We start from the raw sequence: 16,141 nt of genomic DNA, 5'->3' as shown, positions 1-16,141 counted from the left end.
CCCTGCAAAGGGGGAGGAATCAGTAAAAAACAAAAAAAATCGGCGTAATTAAGTGGTGTCGGTAATGAAAAAAAAGAGAGTAATACGGCAAATCGCCGTTGTGTTGGGCACCTTGTGTCTGACGGGATTAACAGGGAATACGGGTGTGATGGCGGCGGAAAAACAGCCGGAATTTAACTGGCAGGCGGCACCGACGGAGGAAATGCGCGCCAGCCTGACGTTACGGGATGCCATTTTGCGGGCGTTCGCGCGTAACCCGCAAATCGCGGAAGCGGCGGCGCAAATCCGCGTTGGCGGCGGGAATCTGGATGCGGCGAAAAGTGCGTGGTATCCGCAGGTTTCATTACAAGGGTCAGCGGGACAATCCCGGCAAACCTATTCATCAGGCGATCAGAGCAGCAACGGATCGGCGGGTATTCAGCTCAGTCAGTTGCTGTGGGATTTTGGCAAAACCAACGGCAGTATCGGTGAGCAGGAATACCTGTCTGATTCCTATCGCTTTTCTCTTTACAGCACCATGACCGACGTGGCGCTGAGCACCATGCAGGCGTACCTCTCGGTGAAACGCTTTCAGGCGTTAAGCGTGGCGGCGCAGGACAATATTGAATCGCTCACCCGCGTGAAAGATACCGCGAAACTGCGCTCTGACGCCGGGCTGAGTTCTCAGTCTGACGTGTTGCAGGCGGAAACCCGCATTGCCGGGATGCGTGCCACCGTTGAACAATATCGCGCTCAGGAACGCTCCGCACAGGCGCAGCTGACCGTGCTGACCGGTGTTGTCTCAAATAACTTGCCGGATCTGCCGGAAAGCCTTCTCAATCAGAAAGTCACTCTCGATAAAATCCCCTACGAAAACAGCACACTGGTGCGTGCCGCGCAGGCCAAGCAACAGGCTGCGATTGAGCAGGTTAATCAGGCGGAAGCGCAACACTGGCCGACGGTCAAAGTTCAGGCCGGTCGCACCCGTTATGACAACAACGGCAACACCGGTTCTTACTGGGATGATCAGCTCCAGCTGGCGGTAGACGCCCCGGTATATCAGGGCGGCGCGGTCAGTGCCAAAGTCCGGGCGGCAGAAGGGCAACGGCAGGCGGCACAGGCGGATGTCGAAAAAGCCAAGCTGGATATCAACCAAAAAGCGTCCACCGCTTACGCCGACATGATCGGCGGGCAGCAGCGGCAGGTCGCGGGCGAAGAGCAGTATGCCAGCGCCACGCACACCCGCAGCGTCTATCAGGACGAATACAAACTCAGCAAACGCAGCCTGAACGATTTGCTCAGCGTTGAGCAGGACGTATTTCAGGCCGACACGTCACGCATTGGCGCGCTCTACGACGGGTGGGATGCCACCGTGCGCTATGCCGCCGCCGTGGACAATCTGGTCGATATGTTAGGCATCGACCGGCAGAAACAAACAGGTGACACCATCCCGGCGCTGTAAGGCGAAACAGGCCGTGGGAAAACCCAGAAGCATTCGATACCGAGGTTGAAATGAGCAACGAAACAACAACACCTTTGTCGATCGACGTCTGGATAAGCGCCATGGGGCGCGTGGCCGAAACATTCGGTAAGCCAGCAGATCCGCTCTATCTTCGCCAGCAAATGCGATGGTTTGAACATCAGCCGCTGCGCCGTCAGCTCGACCGTCTGAGCGGGCTGATGGGGTTACAGGTGGGCATGGTCAGCTGGAATCAGGTGCGCTGGCGGCAGGAAGTATTACCCGCCGTAATAACCCTGGAGCAGGGCGGCATTGCGGTGCTTGAGCAGTTACACGATGACGGCAAAGTGGATTACTGGCTGAGCGACGGCGGCGACCTGCTGCGCTCGGCGGAGCTGGTTACGCTGCTGGAACAAAGCGCCGGGCCGGTATTTCTGGTGGGTGTGGCGGCGCGCGGGCGTGATGAGCGTATCGATCAGTTTGTTCAGCCGCATAAAAAACACTGGTTCTGGGAAAACTTTCGCGGCAGCGGGCGGAAAATCGCGGAAATTTCGCTGGCCTCCATTCTCGGCAACGTGCTGGCGCTGGCAGGGATTTTATTCTCAATGCAGGTTTATGACCGCGTTATTCCGGCACAATCTTTCCCGACTTTATGGGTACTGTTCTTCGGCGTGGTGCTGGCGGCAGGCATGGAATACGTCATCCGCCTGATGCGCACGCTGGTGTCCGATCTGATGGGGAAGAAAATCGACCTCAAAGTTTCTTCGCTGTTTTTCGTGCGGGCGATGAACATCAAAAATGACGACCGGCCAAAATCCACCGGTTCGTTTATCTCTCAGTTACGCGAGATCGACCAGGTGCGCGAACTGCTGACGTCAACTACCGTCAGCGCCGCCGCCGATATGCCGTTCGTGCTGCTGTTCCTCGGCATCATGTTCTTCATCGGCGGTCCGCTGGTGATCATCCCGCTGCTGGCGATCCCGCTGATCGTTATTCCCGGCATTCTGATCCAGTGGCCGATGGCGAAACTGGCGAGAGAAGGGATGCGCGAAAGTGCGCTGCGAAACGCAGTGCTGGTGGAAACTATCGAAGGCATCGAAGACATCAAAGCCTTGCAGGCCGAAGCCTATTTCCAGCGCCAGTGGGAACAGACGCACGAAGTCAGCGCAGCGGTCGGCATGAAACAGCGTCTGTGGGGCGCACGCCTGACCGGCTGGGCATCTACCGTCCAGCAACTGACCTATGGCGGGATGCTGGTGTTCGGGGTGTATCTGGTGCTGAACGGCGATATCACCACCGGTACGCTGGTCGCCGCCAGCATGTTGTCGTCACGCACCATTGCACCGCTGATGCAGCTGACGATGGTGTTTTCCCGCTGGCAGCATGCCAAAAGCGCCATGCACGGGCTGGATGAGTTGCTGAAAAAACCGATCGACCGGCCAGCGGATGCAGAACTGTCGCATTGTCCGTCGCTCAGCGGTCATTTCAACGTGCGTAATCTGCAATACACCTACGACAAAGAAAATGCGCCGAATGTGCTCGGCATCGGCCAGCTGGAAATCAAACCCGGTGAACGTGTGGCGATCCTCGGCAAAGTGGGCGCGGGGAAATCCACACTGCTGAAATTGCTCTCCGGTCAGGCCAGTCCGTCGCAGGGTAAAATCCTGATCGACGGCGTGGACATGACCAAAATCGAACCGGCAGATGTCCGCCGTCAGCTGGGGTATTTGTCGCAGGATTCGCGGCTTTTCTTCGGCACGCTGCGCCAGAACCTGATGCTTGGTTATCCCCATGCCTCCGATCAGGAAATGCTGCAGGCGCTGCGCATCAGCGGCGCGCTGAGTATGGTGCAGGCCGATGCTTCGAGTCTGGATAAAATCATCAACGAAGGCGGGCGCGGATTGTCTGGCGGGCAGCGTCAGATGGTGATGCTGAGCCGCATGATCCTGCGCAATCCGCAGGTGGTGCTGATGGACGAACCGACGGCCTCGATGGATGAACAGCTTGAAGAATATGTGATCCGCCAGCTTCATGCCTGGCTGGTCGGACGCACCCTGATTGTTGTCACGCACCGCCCGGCACTGCTCAAGCTGGCAGACCGGATTGTGGTGATGGACAACGGACGGGTGGTAGCCGACGGACCGCGGGATCAGATCCTCGCGAAAGCGGCCAGCAATACGCCCGCTCCGGCTGCGGCCGTGGTGGCGGACAACAAACAAGGCGCAGCCTGAGCTGCTGAGGACATCGCATGGCACATCTTACTTTGCATGATGAACTGGAAGCAGAAGGCCGCAAAGTGTCGTGGATCATCTGGGTATCGCTGGCTTGCCTGCTGATTTTCTTCGTCTGGGCGCGGTTTTCCCTGCTCGATGAAGTTACTGTCGGCACCGGCAAGGTCACGCCATCGAGTAAAGCGCAGCAAATCGACTCGCTCGACGGCGGCGTTATTTTAAAACTGATGGTGCAGGAAGGCTCGGTAGTCAATCGCGGCCAGTTGCTGGCGCAGCTCGACCCGACGCGCTCGCAGTCGAACTTCGGTGAAGCCGCTTCCCGCGTGCGGACCCTGCGGGCCTCATCTGAACGTCTGAGTGCTGAACTGACCGGTGCGCCGCTGAAATTCAGCCCGGAGACCATGAAATCGCCGGAACTGGTGGCGCGTGAACGCCAGCTGTATTTATCGCGTAAACAGAACCGTGACGAAACCGTCAGCAACCTGCAGCAGTCGCTCAAACTGGTGAATGATGAAATCAACATGACCCAGCCTCTGGTGGCGAAAGGCGCGGCGGGGCAGGTGGAAGTGATCCGCCTTAAACGTCAGGCCAGCGAACTGCGCGGCAAAATCGACGATGCAACGAACCAGTACGCAGTGCGCGCCCGCGAAGAGCAGGTGAAGAATAACGCCGATCTGGACGCCGAATTGCAGGTCATGGCAGGGAAAGAGGATCAGGTGACGCGTTCCGAACTTTATTCGCCGGTACACGGTATCGTGAAAGACATTCAGGTTTCCACCGTCGGCGGCGTGTTGCAGCCAGGCGGTAAACTGATGGAAATCGTGCCGATTGAAGATCAACTGCTGATAGAAACCCGCATCAACCCGCGCGACATCGCCTATATCCGTCCGGGCTTACCGGCGACGGTAAAAATCTCGGCGTACGATTCGTCCATTTACGGTGACCTCGAGGGCAAAGTCGAGGGCGTGTCGCCGGACACCTTGCAGGATGAAGTGAAACGCGATCAATATTATTACCGTGTCTACGTGCGCACCGACAAAGCCTTCCTGACCAATAAAGCCGGCCGCCAGTTCCCGATTGTGCCGGGGATGGTGGCGAACGTAGACATCAAAACCGGCCAGAAAAGTGTGCTGGATTATTTGATTAAGCCGCTGAATAAGGTGAAGGAATCGTTGAGGGAGAGGTAAGCAGGAGGCCGCTGCTTGTGCGGCTTCAACTTCAACTTCAAGGTCGTGGGCGTCGGCCCACACCGACTTGGGGGACGGCTTATCGCCGCCGCCCCCCAAGACCCCCCGGGCTCTTTCACTGCGCGCTTCGCGGGCACGACGGACATGTTCTGACGCAAATGTGGGTGGCGCAAAATGTCATCGCTGCGCGATTCCCGAATTTCAGGTGTCGAGCCTCTGGTCTCGAACCATTCATTCGGTGCCATTTTTGAGCACGCCAATAAACTTATCTAAAAGATAAATCCATTACCGTTTTTGAATTTAAGATCGTGCGGGCGATTCAGAAATCTTGCTGAACGGAGCGGCTTCGAGACCTGTGGCTCGAAGACCGAGAGAAGGAACCGCGCAGCGGCAAGATTTCCAGCCTGTCGCAGTGATACCTGAAACATGGTCAGCAAGCGATAGCGCGCAGTTAAAAAAAACGCAGGATTCCAAAGGGTTTCGTTTAAAACCCTTTGGGCCCGTGTGGGCGGCGAGCCCACGGTGTTGACCTTAAAACTAATTGGGTGGCAACGCCAGGATATCACCCGCTATTGCAGCGGCTCCTGCAAACCTTCAGTCAATAAATAAACTCGTCGGTACATTAAACCGCACCGCCAGCGCCCGGATATGTTCGACAGTCAGCGAACGCTTACCGCTCAGGATCTGACTGACCAGCGATTTTCCGCCGATTTCCTCTCTTAGATCACTCTGCTTTAATCCGTAATCCTTCATCAGCTGGCGAAGTGCTTCCACGCCGCGCGGGAGATTTTCCAACGCCTGATTAAAGGGGACGAAATCGGTATGCTGGCGCTCATAGCTTTCAATCTTTGCACTCAGAAACTCGATTAGCGGGTTTTCGTCATCATGCTCAATCAGATAATCAATCAGCTCAAGCGCACTTTTATAATCGGCTGTGCTGGTACTTCCTCCCAGCAGAGGAACCGCTTTAACCAGCGCTTTACTGGCTTCGATAGCTTCAGCAATCATTTTGTGTAAGTCCTGTAATGTTTGTTCAACTGGTCGTAAAGCGCATGAGTGACGATATGTTTTACATACACCCGCTTGTTGACGAAATTGATATAAGCAATGAGGCGAAGATTATTGCCGCCGACGTTCATAACCCACCATTTTGGCCGGTAGCGGAAATTGTCGAGGCTGGAAAAGACGGATTTCAGGGAATCTGGCGTCGGAAAGTCGCCTTCTTTGAGCCCGCGACAGGTTGCCAGCAAGGCGGTTTTATCATTGGGATACTGCCGCATCGCCCGGTCGAATGCTTCTTTGGCTATAACATGCATAGCACTCCTGAGTTCACATCCTGTGAACAATATAAAGGTTAATGTTGTGGTTTACAAGCTGTAAACCACAATAACCTTTTGCAGGAGGGGACGGGGTTTACTTGTTGTCAGATTGCGGCACATCTTCCAGAGAAGTTTCTGGGTCAGCATGATGAACGATGTGGTAAATGGCTACCGGATCTTCCACCTCCGCTTTCCGCTTGTCCTGCCACAAATTCATCCGCGCCCGCAGCGAGCCGCTGAGGTCTTCATGCACCTGCTTCGCGGCTTCGGATTCAGGATTGAGTTCGAGTACGAATTCCATGAATTTATCAGCGGTATAACGGTTTTTCTTCACGCCGGTACCGGTCAGCCACGCCATGCCCAGTGTATAAGCGGCTTCGGCGCGATCGGGATGTTGCGCGTTATGCAGGATTTCCGGCAGCCAGACTTCGGCAGCCTGACGCTTTTCGGCGTCCGAACCGTTATCCAGTGCGCAACTCGCACGGAAATAGGCGGCGGATAAATGGCCGGCGTCCATCGCCCGCTGATACCAGTGCATGGCCTGTTCATAATCGGGTTCGCCGCCGAGCCCTTCACGCAGCGCATTGGCGCAGGTGAACATAGCGGGCACCATGCCTGAACGGGCGGCACTCAGCACGCAGTCCATCGCATTACTGTCGTTGTGATACTGCTCAGGAACATCCTGATGCCAGCCGTTGCGGTAGAAAAAGTACAACTCGTAGCAGTGGATCGCGCTGCCGTGGCGGGCCATTTCGGTCATCAGAAAATGTGCGGCGTCCAGATCGTCATTGATCGCCATGTCGTGCGCCAGTGTCACCAGATCGTTTACCGGTTGTTCGTCGCCCGCTTGCTGAATAAGCGACCACGCATGTTCCATCAGCCCCTGACATAATTCAGGACGCGGCGGTAATCCGTACAGACCTGATTGCAAGGCCGTTGCGGCAAACGCCACCAGTACCGGATCATTTGCCTGACTCAGACCCCGGGTCAGCAGCTGGGTCAGTACCGGTAAACCTTCCTGATGGCCATTGGCCAGCACGGCACGGGAGATAAACATCCGCGCGGCGTGACCGGGCATCGCCTGTGGTGAAACAGCAAATAAATCGTTATAGACAGCTAGCCCAGCCTGATCGTCGTCCTGCCAGTAGGCGATGCAGATCCCGGCCAGATCCAGCAGACGGACTCGCGTTTCCGGCGCCAGCGGTTGAGCCAGTAATGCAGCTAAGCGTGACTGGAGTTCCTGCGCCTGAGGCGATTCTCTGTCGGCGATATCACCGGAAAGCGCATCGCAAAGCGCGTTGGCGCGGAACTGATTACGTTCTTCTTCACTAAATTCTGCGCACAGCGGACTGTCGATGATTTGCATCTGTTGCGCGTCACTGCCGCCCCAGAAAGCGGAATGGAATAAAAGGTAGGATTCCATGGTGCCAACGTCGGCGTGGCGGACTGACATCGCCATGCGCAGCCAGTAATCCAGCGCTTCTTCATCATTTTTACGGGTTTGTTGCAACGCCGCGGGAAGTATCTGCGGCCAGTGTGTTGCGGGCTCGAATCCCAGTGCGTGGATGTGTGCGACACCCGCCTGCCAGATTTCACTGCCCTGAATCGAAAACTTTTCATGCAAAGGTTTGGGGATTTCACCGGCAAACAACGCTTTCAGCCAGTACGGCTCGCCGAAACCGCCGCTCAGATTCATCATGTGGCGCAGGGCATGTGTCGGGCGCGGATGCAGTTCAATAGCACGTAAAAATGACAGTACCGCGTAATCACAGCATAACTGTGCCCCCAGCCACTGGTGATCAGCGACGTCTTCACCTTCCTGGGGCTGGCGGATAATCCAGGCATTTTCATGCCAGACCATACCCAGCAAAGTGTGGGCGTGATAGCTCTGCGGGCATTGCTGCGCCCAGTCACTGAGGATCTCCAGCGGGTTGAGCGGGGGGGATTCCGTGCCGGTAAACAGTGTAGCCGGATGCATCAGCAGCCCGTAATCGCTGTGACCTTCGCCCTGATTCTGCCAGCCACGCATCTGTGACAACAGCCACTCGTCGAGTTTAAGAAAACGGCGGGTCGCCAGAAGCATTCTGGCTTTGGAAATGTTGTCGTGCTGGTCCTGATGTGGCATGAGGTTCCCTGAGCTATTGAGTAAAAACGGTGTTTTGCGCGGCACCCGAAGTCTACCTTTCTTCCCCTGCGCGATCAGCGGGATTGGTCTGACTTTGGTTATAGTAACGGATCCGAACCGCCACTGACCAACAAAGCCTCTGCATAATAAAGATTAATAATTACCCTGAAATCCCTTATTAATTGAGGAGATTAGATATCAACTATTAAGAAAATCAAAATCTCAAAGATGGAGAAAGTGTGAGGTAATTATGGAGAAATACATTTCAGCAGGAAAATATAATGATTGATGAATGTCACAGGCGGTAATCATCTCTTTGCAAAACAAAAAAAAAACCGACCACTAAGGGCCGGCTGTTGTTTCCACAAAACGGGGAATGAGGGTAATAAATAACAAATAATGATGATAGCGAGAATGATTATATATTATCGGTGAATAGATGCTTTATCAGTTAGTGCGGTAATCATTTTGTATAATTAACTGATTTTAAAGGATTATTGGTTAATTTAGCTTTGCGTGCTTTATTTTAACATCTAAACATAGGTTTAATTTTACCCGATATTAATAAAATGTTACACCTTTAAATACTTCCGAAATATATTAACTAATTTCGTATCATTTTCTTTCTGGATTAAAAGTATTTATATCAAGAGAATGGATTTGCCATGTCGGGCCAACTTTTATACAGATACCAACAAGCGTTAAGCAGATTTAAATCAGTAAAAACGTGTACTTTACATTCAGTGGCACGGTCCGACACCTATCGAGGACAGAAAAATGAAACTCCGCGTTCTTTCACTCATGATCCCTGCATTAGTGGTCGCAGGATCTGCAAGTGCGGCAGAAGTTTATAATAAAGATGGTAATAAACTCGACCTGTACGGTTTAGTTGATGGTTTGCACTACTTCTCTAACGACAAGGGTTCTGACGGCGATCAGAGCTATATCCGTCTTGGTTTCAAAGGCGAAACTCAGATCACTGACCAGCTGACCGGTTACGGCCAGTGGGAATATCAGGTTCAGGCTAACCAGGCTGAAAGCTCTGATGACGGCGACCGCGCCTTTACCCGTTACGGTTTCGCCGGTCTGAAATTCGGCGACATGGGTTCCTTTGACTACGGTCGTAACAACGGCGTTATGTATGACGTGGCCGCCTGGACCGACTTGCAGCCAGAGTTCGATGGTTCAACCTACGGCGCTGACCAGTTCCTGTATCAGCGTACCAACGGCGTTGCAACGTATCGTAACGAGAACTTCTTCGGGCTGGTGGATGGCCTGCACTTTGCTCTGCAATATCAGGGCAAAAATGACAGCGGCGGCGGTGAGCCAGGTACACGTGATGTGCTGACTCAGAACGGCGACGGTTACGGTATGTCCCTGAGCTACGACATTGGCGCGGGCGTCAGCGTGGCAGGTGCATTCTTCAACTCTGACCGTACTGATGAGCAAAATAGTGCACCGGGCATCATGGGCGACGGTAAAAAAGCGGAAGGCTACACCGGCGGTCTGAAATATGACGCTAACAACGTTTACCTTGCTGCCATGTTTACTCAGGCTTATAACGCTTCCCGCTTCGGTTCAACCGATTCAGAAGCTTACGGTTATGCTAACCAGTCACAGGCATTTGAAGCTTACGCAAGCTATCAGTTCGATTTCGGTCTGCGTCCGTTCGTGGCCTATAACCAAACTCGCGGTAAAGATTTAGGTTCCGACCGTCTGGGCAACAACTACCAGGATCAGGATCTGGTGAAATTTGTCGACCTGGGTGCGACTTACTACTTCAATAAAAATATGTCGGCCTATGTTGACTACAAAATCAACCTGATCGACAGCAGCACCTTCACCGATAACGCCGGTATCAACACCGATGACGTTACCGCTGTAGGTCTGGTGTATCAGTTCTAAGCGTGCCTTTCTCAGACACAGAATAGCGTTTAGATTTGAGTCAAAAGAACAAGCAGTAAAAAGAACGCGGTCGCTGATGGCCGCGTTTTTTTATGGCAAAAAGCAGGAGATCTGACAGCCTCAGGCTGATTTCTGGTGGATCAGATGCAGCGGGGGAGAAACATCAAGTTCGATTTCAGGATTCTGGCGGAATTCATGCGGCGTGATATTGAAACGCTTGCGGAACATGTAGGTAAAGTGTGACTGCGAGCCGAAGCCGAAATCCATCGCGATGTCGAAAATCGGGGTATCACTGCTGCTCAGCTGATAAACAGCACTCGCCAGACGACGTTCCCTGATGTACTTCCCCAGAGAAATGCCTGTCGATTCTTTGAACAATTTTTGCATGTGCCAGAGCGAATAGCCTGAATACTCAGCCAGTTCTTCAAGGTGGATGACACGACCAAGATGGCCTTCAATCCATTTGCTGAGTGCGCAGACGATAGCGATATGAATATCTTGAGCCATAACCAGTCTGTTTTAAGGTTGAATATCGCTATTATACACGACTTCGCCGTGATGGCGTGGCAGGTGTTGCTCTGAGGTGTATGACAACAGAAGTGACATAAATGGCCCGCTGAAAAGGAGTGCTCTGGCACTCTGACGGGTCATCATTTAGCGTAACAGGATCCAGTGAATCAGGCGGGCGATACCGTCGTCAACCAGAACGATCCCGACGAGGATAAGAACAATGATGATGTAAAAGTTCTTACCGGTTGGCAACGTGGTTTCTCCCTTCATCCCCGTTCAGGGCATAAAATTCAGTTACCATGGGCCGCTGCCCTGCATATTCAATGCAATTACAGCCAGACACACCACAACAAATATCAGAAAAACGATAAGAAGCCGTTTCATTCTTTTTACAGAGCTTGCGCTCTTCCTCCAGCGTGGATCATTAGCCAACGATTAATTCTTGCGAACGTTAACTGCTTCTTCCGCTGAGATCCAGCCTGTCAGGAATTTAAAACGATTTTTATAGGTTTCGTTTAACCATCGGTTGCCGGGCGTCGCACCAGATCGGTTTTCTGACCGCCATTTATGACCGTGGTTGGCGGTGTTTCCGGTACCAGTGCATCCGGAGCAATGTTCATATGGTTAAGAATTTCGCCCATGATTTGCCCGAAGATTGGCCCTGCAACCGAACCACCGAAGTGTTTACCGGCTTGCGGATTGTTAACCATCACCACCAGCGCCACGCGCGGGTTGCTGGCGGGTGCTACACCGGCGGTATAGTTGATGTAACCGCCATCGTATTTACCACTGGACCCCATTTTTTCCGCTGTACCGGTTTTAATCGCCAGACGATATCCCGGCACCGCCGCACTGAGGCCGGAACCTCCCGGCAGAGCGTCACTTTCCATCATATGAATGACCGTTCTGACCACGTCAGCCGACATTACGCGGGTGCCTAACACTGGCGGTGTAACCTTGGTAATCGACAACGGGCGGTAAATGCCTTCCGCGCCAATCGTGGCGTATTCACGGGCGATTTGCAGTGGCGTGACGCGCAGGCCATAACCGAATGAGAAAGTTGCACGTTCGATATCCGCCCAGCGGTCACGGTGCGCAGGGAAATAACCGCTGCTCTCGCCACCGATACCTAAATCAGTGGCTTTACCCAAACCGAATGACTGGTAAAGCTGAACCAGCACGTTCGCAGGCATCGCCAGCGCGATGTGCGATACCGCGATGTCACTGGATTTTTGCAAAATACCGGTGATGGTCAGTGCCGGCCAGTGGCCAACGTCGCGGATCAGGTGCCCGTTAACGGTGTAGGGATGAGTATCGAGAACGGAATCAGGGCGGATCATATGGCGGTTCAGACCGGCCATCACCACCAGCGGTTTTACCGTCGAACCCGGTTCGAAGCTGTCGCTGATCGCCACATTTCGCATGTTTTTTGGCTGCACGCCGGCGTAATTGTTCGGGTTGTAGGAAGGGTAGGACGCCATCCCTAAAATTTCACCGGTGTTCACATCCACCAGAACGGCTGCGCCGGACTCTGCCTGGTTGAGCGTCACGCCATCGCGCAGCCGCGAATACAATACGTATTGCATAAAACTGTCGATGCTGAGATTAATGGTCGGCGGCTGTTGTGGCGCGACTTCTTTGAGAATACCGATGACATTACCGTGGCGATCCTGACGGTATTCGCGCATGCCAGGTTTACCCTGAAGCAGGGCGTTAAAGCCTTTTTCCACGCCTGTCAGGCCTTCGTTATCTGTCCCGACGACGCCGACCAGGTTAGCTGCGGCTTCACTCATCGGATAATAACGGCTGTCATCAAGCTGAGTGCTGATGCCACCCAGATGCAGCTGGCTGATATCGGCAGCAATGCCTTCTTCTATTTTGCGACCAAGATAGACAAAGCGGCGCTGCGGATCGCTGGTGATGGTTTGCTGTAACTGGGAAAGCGGCATATTCAGCGCAGAGGCCAGATATTGCCATTTCGGGCTGTTCAGGTCGCTGTGTAATTCAAGCACGCGGAACGGGTCAGCGATAATGTCTTTGGAGGCGACGCTCAGTGCCAGCGGATGTCCGTTGCGGTCAACAATGGTACCGCGTCCGGCAGGAATGACGCTGGAGCGCAGTGAGCGGGAATCGGCTTCTTTTTCCAGCATCGGCTGATTAAGAAGTTGCAGATAGCCTACGCGGCCAAGCAGGAGCGCCAGACAAAAGACGATGCCGAGACAAATCAGCGCAAAGCGCTTGGTGTAAAAATGCGGTTGGGCGCTGGATTTTTTTGAGCTCGGTGGCATGGCAGTTTCGCAAAGTCATTGACGCGTTTGAAGCGAAAAGCGATGGCGCCGGAGAACCCATTCACCGCATCAAATGATGCCGGCCGGTGTCCGATAAAAATACAGCTCATCGCTCTGAAAGATAATGAATTTCGTATACATGCACATCTTATATTAAGCCATAGCGATGGATTGTTTATTTCAATTGCTCTTTGTAAGCAAGTGCAACGGAGAAACCGTTTTTTACTCGACGGACAGCCATTCGTCCGCTTCTTCAAACATTTCTTCCAGCATTTGGTTTAATTGCGAACGTTCCTGCTTGCTGGCCCCTTGCGTATTCAGCCCGTTGGCCTGCATCGGTTTTACCTTAACTTCCGCATCCGGGAACATCCGGTGTACGCGTTTTACCAGTTCCGCTTCAATTTTTTCACTGGCGTTAGGGATGCCGGAGACATTCCGTTTGTCAAAAATCAGTTCAACCCGCATGGTTTTCCTCATTATATATAATTTTATTAACTGGCTAAATATACAGTATCCGCGCAGGCCGCTCTAGTGATTTTTCGCCTGAACCTGGGAACGCAGTTCAGATTTGTAAGCGTAAATTCATGTAATTCATGATTCATACATCTTGTGAATGTTTGGGCGGCCGTTAGAATGGCGGCCAGTCTGTGAGGGAAATGTGGATAAACAACGGCGTTCAGCACTGATATTTTTTTGCCTGGCCTGTCTGGTCATACTGACGTGTATGACACAGCGTATCGCCGGGCTGAATGCGTTGTCCTCGATCCTGCATCAGGAAACGACGACGGCTCAGGCGTCATCTACGATTTCCGAAATCGACAAAATCCCGGCTCCCTGTGAGCTCAGCAGCAAATCGCTGCTTTCTGTTCCTCCTCTTCTATTAGAATTTGCGTTTCTGGCGCTGAGTCTGCTGCTTGCATTCTTGTCGCGCGGCAATATGGCGGCGATCCGCCTGCTTGTGCCGGAAGCCGTCCCTGTGCCGCGCCTGCGGGTGCATTTGCGGCTCTGTGTATTTCGGGAATAAAAACTCCGGGAATAAAAACACCCCTGTTATTCATCAGGATGTGACATTTTATTTTTGGAGAAAATCTATGCGAAGTTTATTCAGGGCGGCCGCTGGCTGTCTGCTGATGCTCTGGCTGCATACCGGATATGCTGCTGACACCGGCTGGCTGCAAAGCCCGCAAAATACCCATGCAAAAGTGCGCATACAGGCGCAGTCCGCCGATTCTTCTGAGCAGGAAACCCGTCTGCTGCTTTCTGTCAGCCTCGAAAAGGGCTGGAAAACCTACTGGCGTTCGCCGGGCGAGGGCGGTATTGCGCCGTCGGTAGAGTGGCAAAAGCCGGTCACTGCGCAACAGGTTAAATGGTTCTGGCCGACACCCGCACGGTTTGATGTGGCGGGCATGACAACTCAGGGCTATCACGATGACGTCACGCTGCCCGTCACCCTCAGCGGCAGCGCGCCTGCCACAATCGCCGGAACGCTGACGCTGCCGGTGTGCAGCAACGTGTGCATTCTCACCGACTATCCTTTTAGTCTGGATCTCAGTTCTGCCGGAGGCAACGCAGATTTTGCGCGCCAGTTCGCCGCCGCGATGGGCAAGGTGCCGATTGCGGAAGGTCTGGCGGACAGCGTGACAGCGGGCTATCGCGCGGGGTTACTGCATATTACCGCTCACCGCGAGCAAGGCTGGCAAAATCCGCAGGTGTTTACCGATACGCTGGAAGGCAGTTCACTGGGCAAACCGGTGGTGAGAGTGAACGGGCAACGGGCGCTTTTCACGCTGCCGGTGACGGACGAGTGGGGCGATAAAGCACAGGATATCAGAGGAAAAACGCTGAGTATTGTGTTGTCTGATAACGGTCTGGCGCAGCAGATTATCCTGGACGTGAGCGCGCTTCCCGCCGATGCGCCCGGCAGTATCGCTCTCTGGCAGGTGGCGCTGATGGCGCTGGCCGGGGGCTTCATCCTCAATCTTATGCCTTGTGTTCTGCCGGTTCTGGGCATGAAACTGGGCAGTATTTTGCAGGTGGAACAGCGCAACCGTAAAAGCATTCGCGTGCAGTTTCTGGCGTCGTCAGGCGGCATCATCACCTCGTTTCTGGCGCTGGCATTGCTGATGACGCTGCTCCGTTACACCAGTCAGACGCTGGGCTGGGGCATTCAGTTTCAGAATCCGTGGTTTATTGGTCTGATGGTGCTGGTCACGGCGGTGTTTACCGCCAATCTGCTGGGATTATTTGAAATCAATCTGCCGTCAAAGATGACGACACGTCTGGCGACGCATCAGCGTTCGGGTCTCAGCGGACACTTCGCTGAAGGCGCGTTTGCCACGCTGCTGGCGACGCCCTGTTCGGCACCGTTTCTCGGCACCGCGGTGGCGTTTGCACTGGCCGCACCGCTGCCGGTGCTGTGGGGACTGTTCCTGATGCTGGGCATCGGCATGAGTCTGCCGTGGCTGATGATTGCCTTATGGCCGGGGCTGGCGATGTGCCTGCCGCGTCCCGGTCGCTGGATGTTACGGCTGCGGCTTTTCCTCGGCGCGCTGATGCTGTCGGCCTGTCTCTGGTTGCTGAGCCTTTTGCAAAACCATTTCTCTGCGTTGTTTGTCGCCGTGCTGGCAGGTGTATTGCTGGTGATGCTGTTTGCCTTATCCCTGCGACGCTATGGCCTGCGCAATTGTGCGTTGACCGCTGGTGCGGGCGTACTTATGGCCGGCGCCGCGATGGTGATTGTCACGCAGTTTTCAGGCGCTGGCGGCAAACCGCTGCGCGATGATATTGCCTGGCAACCGCTGTCCGAAGAGGCGATTCAGAGTGCGCTGGCGGCTAAAAAAGTGGTCTTTGTGGATGTTACCGCCGACTGGTGTGTGACCTGTAAAGCCAACAAATACAACGTACTGATGAGTGAAGACGTGCAGAAAGCCCTGACGGAAAACGACGTCGTGGCACTGCGCGGTGACTGGACGTTGCCGTCAAAACCGATCACTGAATTCCTGCAAAAACGCGGCAGCGTCGCCGTGCCGTTTAATCAAATTTATGGTCCGCATAATCCTGCCGGTGAAATTTTATCGCCGTTGCTTACCCGTGATGCCGTATTACAGGGGCTGGAAGATGCCCGTGGAGCCCGATAAT

General features: G+C 53.9%; 13 protein-coding genes. 6 read left to right on the top strand and 7 right to left on the bottom strand.

Features of this window, described 5'->3' with window-relative positions:
* Positions 1 to 64: 64 nt before the first annotated feature.
* Genes EC840_RS12385 through EC840_RS12375 form a run of 3 tightly spaced genes read left to right on the top strand, consistent with a single transcriptional unit; the run spans position 65 to position 4,856 of the window.
* Complete coding sequence (locus EC840_RS12385) at positions 65 to 1,441, top strand: TolC family outer membrane protein (protein WP_113877063.1); 1,377 nt, start codon at positions 65 to 67, stop codon at positions 1,439 to 1,441.
* Positions 1,442 to 1,491: 50 nt separating this feature from the next.
* On the top strand, positions 1,492 to 3,669 hold the full coding sequence (locus EC840_RS12380) for a type I secretion system permease/ATPase (RefSeq protein WP_132965555.1): 2,178 nt from the start codon (positions 1,492 to 1,494) through the stop codon (positions 3,667 to 3,669).
* Between the two features lie 17 nt (positions 3,670 to 3,686).
* A complete protein-coding gene (locus EC840_RS12375; protein ID WP_132965553.1) occupies positions 3,687 to 4,856 on the top strand; it encodes an HlyD family efflux transporter periplasmic adaptor subunit in 1,170 nt (389 codons plus the stop codon).
* A 594-nt stretch (positions 4,857 to 5,450) separates the two neighbouring features.
* Here the strand turns inward: EC840_RS12375 and EC840_RS12370 are convergent.
* From EC840_RS12370 to EC840_RS12360, 3 genes are all read right to left on the bottom strand, one after another.
* Positions 5,451 to 5,864 carry a helix-turn-helix domain-containing protein gene (locus EC840_RS12370; protein WP_113877451.1) on the bottom strand — a complete coding sequence of 138 codons (414 nt, stop codon included), beginning with the start codon at positions 5,862 to 5,864 and terminating at the stop codon, positions 5,451 to 5,453.
* The gene (locus EC840_RS12365; RefSeq protein ID WP_132965550.1) at positions 5,861 to 6,172 is read right to left on the bottom strand and encodes a type II toxin-antitoxin system HigB family toxin; all 312 of its coding nucleotides are present in this window, start codon (positions 6,170 to 6,172) and stop codon (positions 5,861 to 5,863) included. The genes EC840_RS12370 and EC840_RS12365 overlap by 4 nt, the downstream gene beginning before the upstream one ends.
* A gap of 97 nt (positions 6,173 to 6,269) precedes the next feature.
* Positions 6,270 to 8,300: a DUF4034 domain-containing protein gene (locus EC840_RS12360; protein WP_243701061.1), complete on the bottom strand. Its 2,031-nt coding sequence runs from the start codon at positions 8,298 to 8,300 to the stop codon at positions 6,270 to 6,272.
* Between the two features lie 777 nt (positions 8,301 to 9,077).
* Here EC840_RS12360 and ompC point away from each other — a divergent pair.
* A complete protein-coding gene (ompC, locus tag EC840_RS12355) occupies positions 9,078 to 10,205 on the top strand; it encodes a porin OmpC (RefSeq protein ID WP_112289966.1) in 1,128 nt (375 codons plus the stop codon).
* A 120-nt stretch (positions 10,206 to 10,325) separates the two neighbouring features.
* Here ompC and EC840_RS12350 read toward each other — a convergent pair whose 3' ends face one another.
* The 4 genes from EC840_RS12350 to EC840_RS12340 form a co-directional block, all read right to left on the bottom strand.
* A complete protein-coding gene (locus EC840_RS12350) occupies positions 10,326 to 10,712 on the bottom strand; it encodes a helix-turn-helix domain-containing protein (protein WP_112289967.1) in 387 nt (128 codons plus the stop codon).
* 147 nt (positions 10,713 to 10,859) lie between these two features.
* Positions 10,860 to 10,985 (bottom strand): hypothetical protein, encoded by a 126-nt coding sequence (locus EC840_RS25680; protein WP_255563977.1) that lies wholly within the window; start codon positions 10,983 to 10,985, stop codon positions 10,860 to 10,862.
* A gap of 245 nt (positions 10,986 to 11,230) precedes the next feature.
* Positions 11,231 to 13,003, bottom strand: coding sequence for a penicillin-binding transpeptidase domain-containing protein (locus tag EC840_RS12345; protein WP_113877453.1), 1,773 nt, complete (start codon positions 13,001 to 13,003; stop codon positions 11,231 to 11,233).
* Positions 13,004 to 13,225: 222 nt separating this feature from the next.
* Positions 13,226 to 13,468 carry a DinI family protein gene (locus EC840_RS12340; RefSeq protein ID WP_112289970.1) on the bottom strand — a complete coding sequence of 81 codons (243 nt, stop codon included), beginning with the start codon at positions 13,466 to 13,468 and terminating at the stop codon, positions 13,226 to 13,228.
* Positions 13,469 to 13,661: 193 nt separating this feature from the next.
* Here EC840_RS12340 and EC840_RS12335 point away from each other — a divergent pair, with 193 nt between their 5' ends.
* The gene (locus EC840_RS12335; protein WP_113877454.1) at positions 13,662 to 14,027 is read left to right on the top strand and encodes a copper resistance protein; all 366 of its coding nucleotides are present in this window, start codon (positions 13,662 to 13,664) and stop codon (positions 14,025 to 14,027) included.
* A 67-nt stretch (positions 14,028 to 14,094) separates the two neighbouring features.
* Positions 14,095 to 16,140, top strand: coding sequence for a protein-disulfide reductase DsbD domain-containing protein (locus EC840_RS12330; RefSeq protein WP_132965548.1), 2,046 nt, complete (start codon positions 14,095 to 14,097; stop codon positions 16,138 to 16,140).
* The last annotated feature ends 1 nt before the right edge of the window (position 16,141 follow it).

Origin of the sequence: Rahnella sp. JUb53 (genome assembly GCF_004346065.1) — a bacterium.
Lineage (GTDB): Bacteria > Pseudomonadota > Gammaproteobacteria > Enterobacterales > Enterobacteriaceae > Rahnella > Rahnella variigena.
The sequence above is the reverse complement of the archived record's forward strand: the minus strand, read 5'-3'. Positions and strand labels throughout refer to the sequence as shown.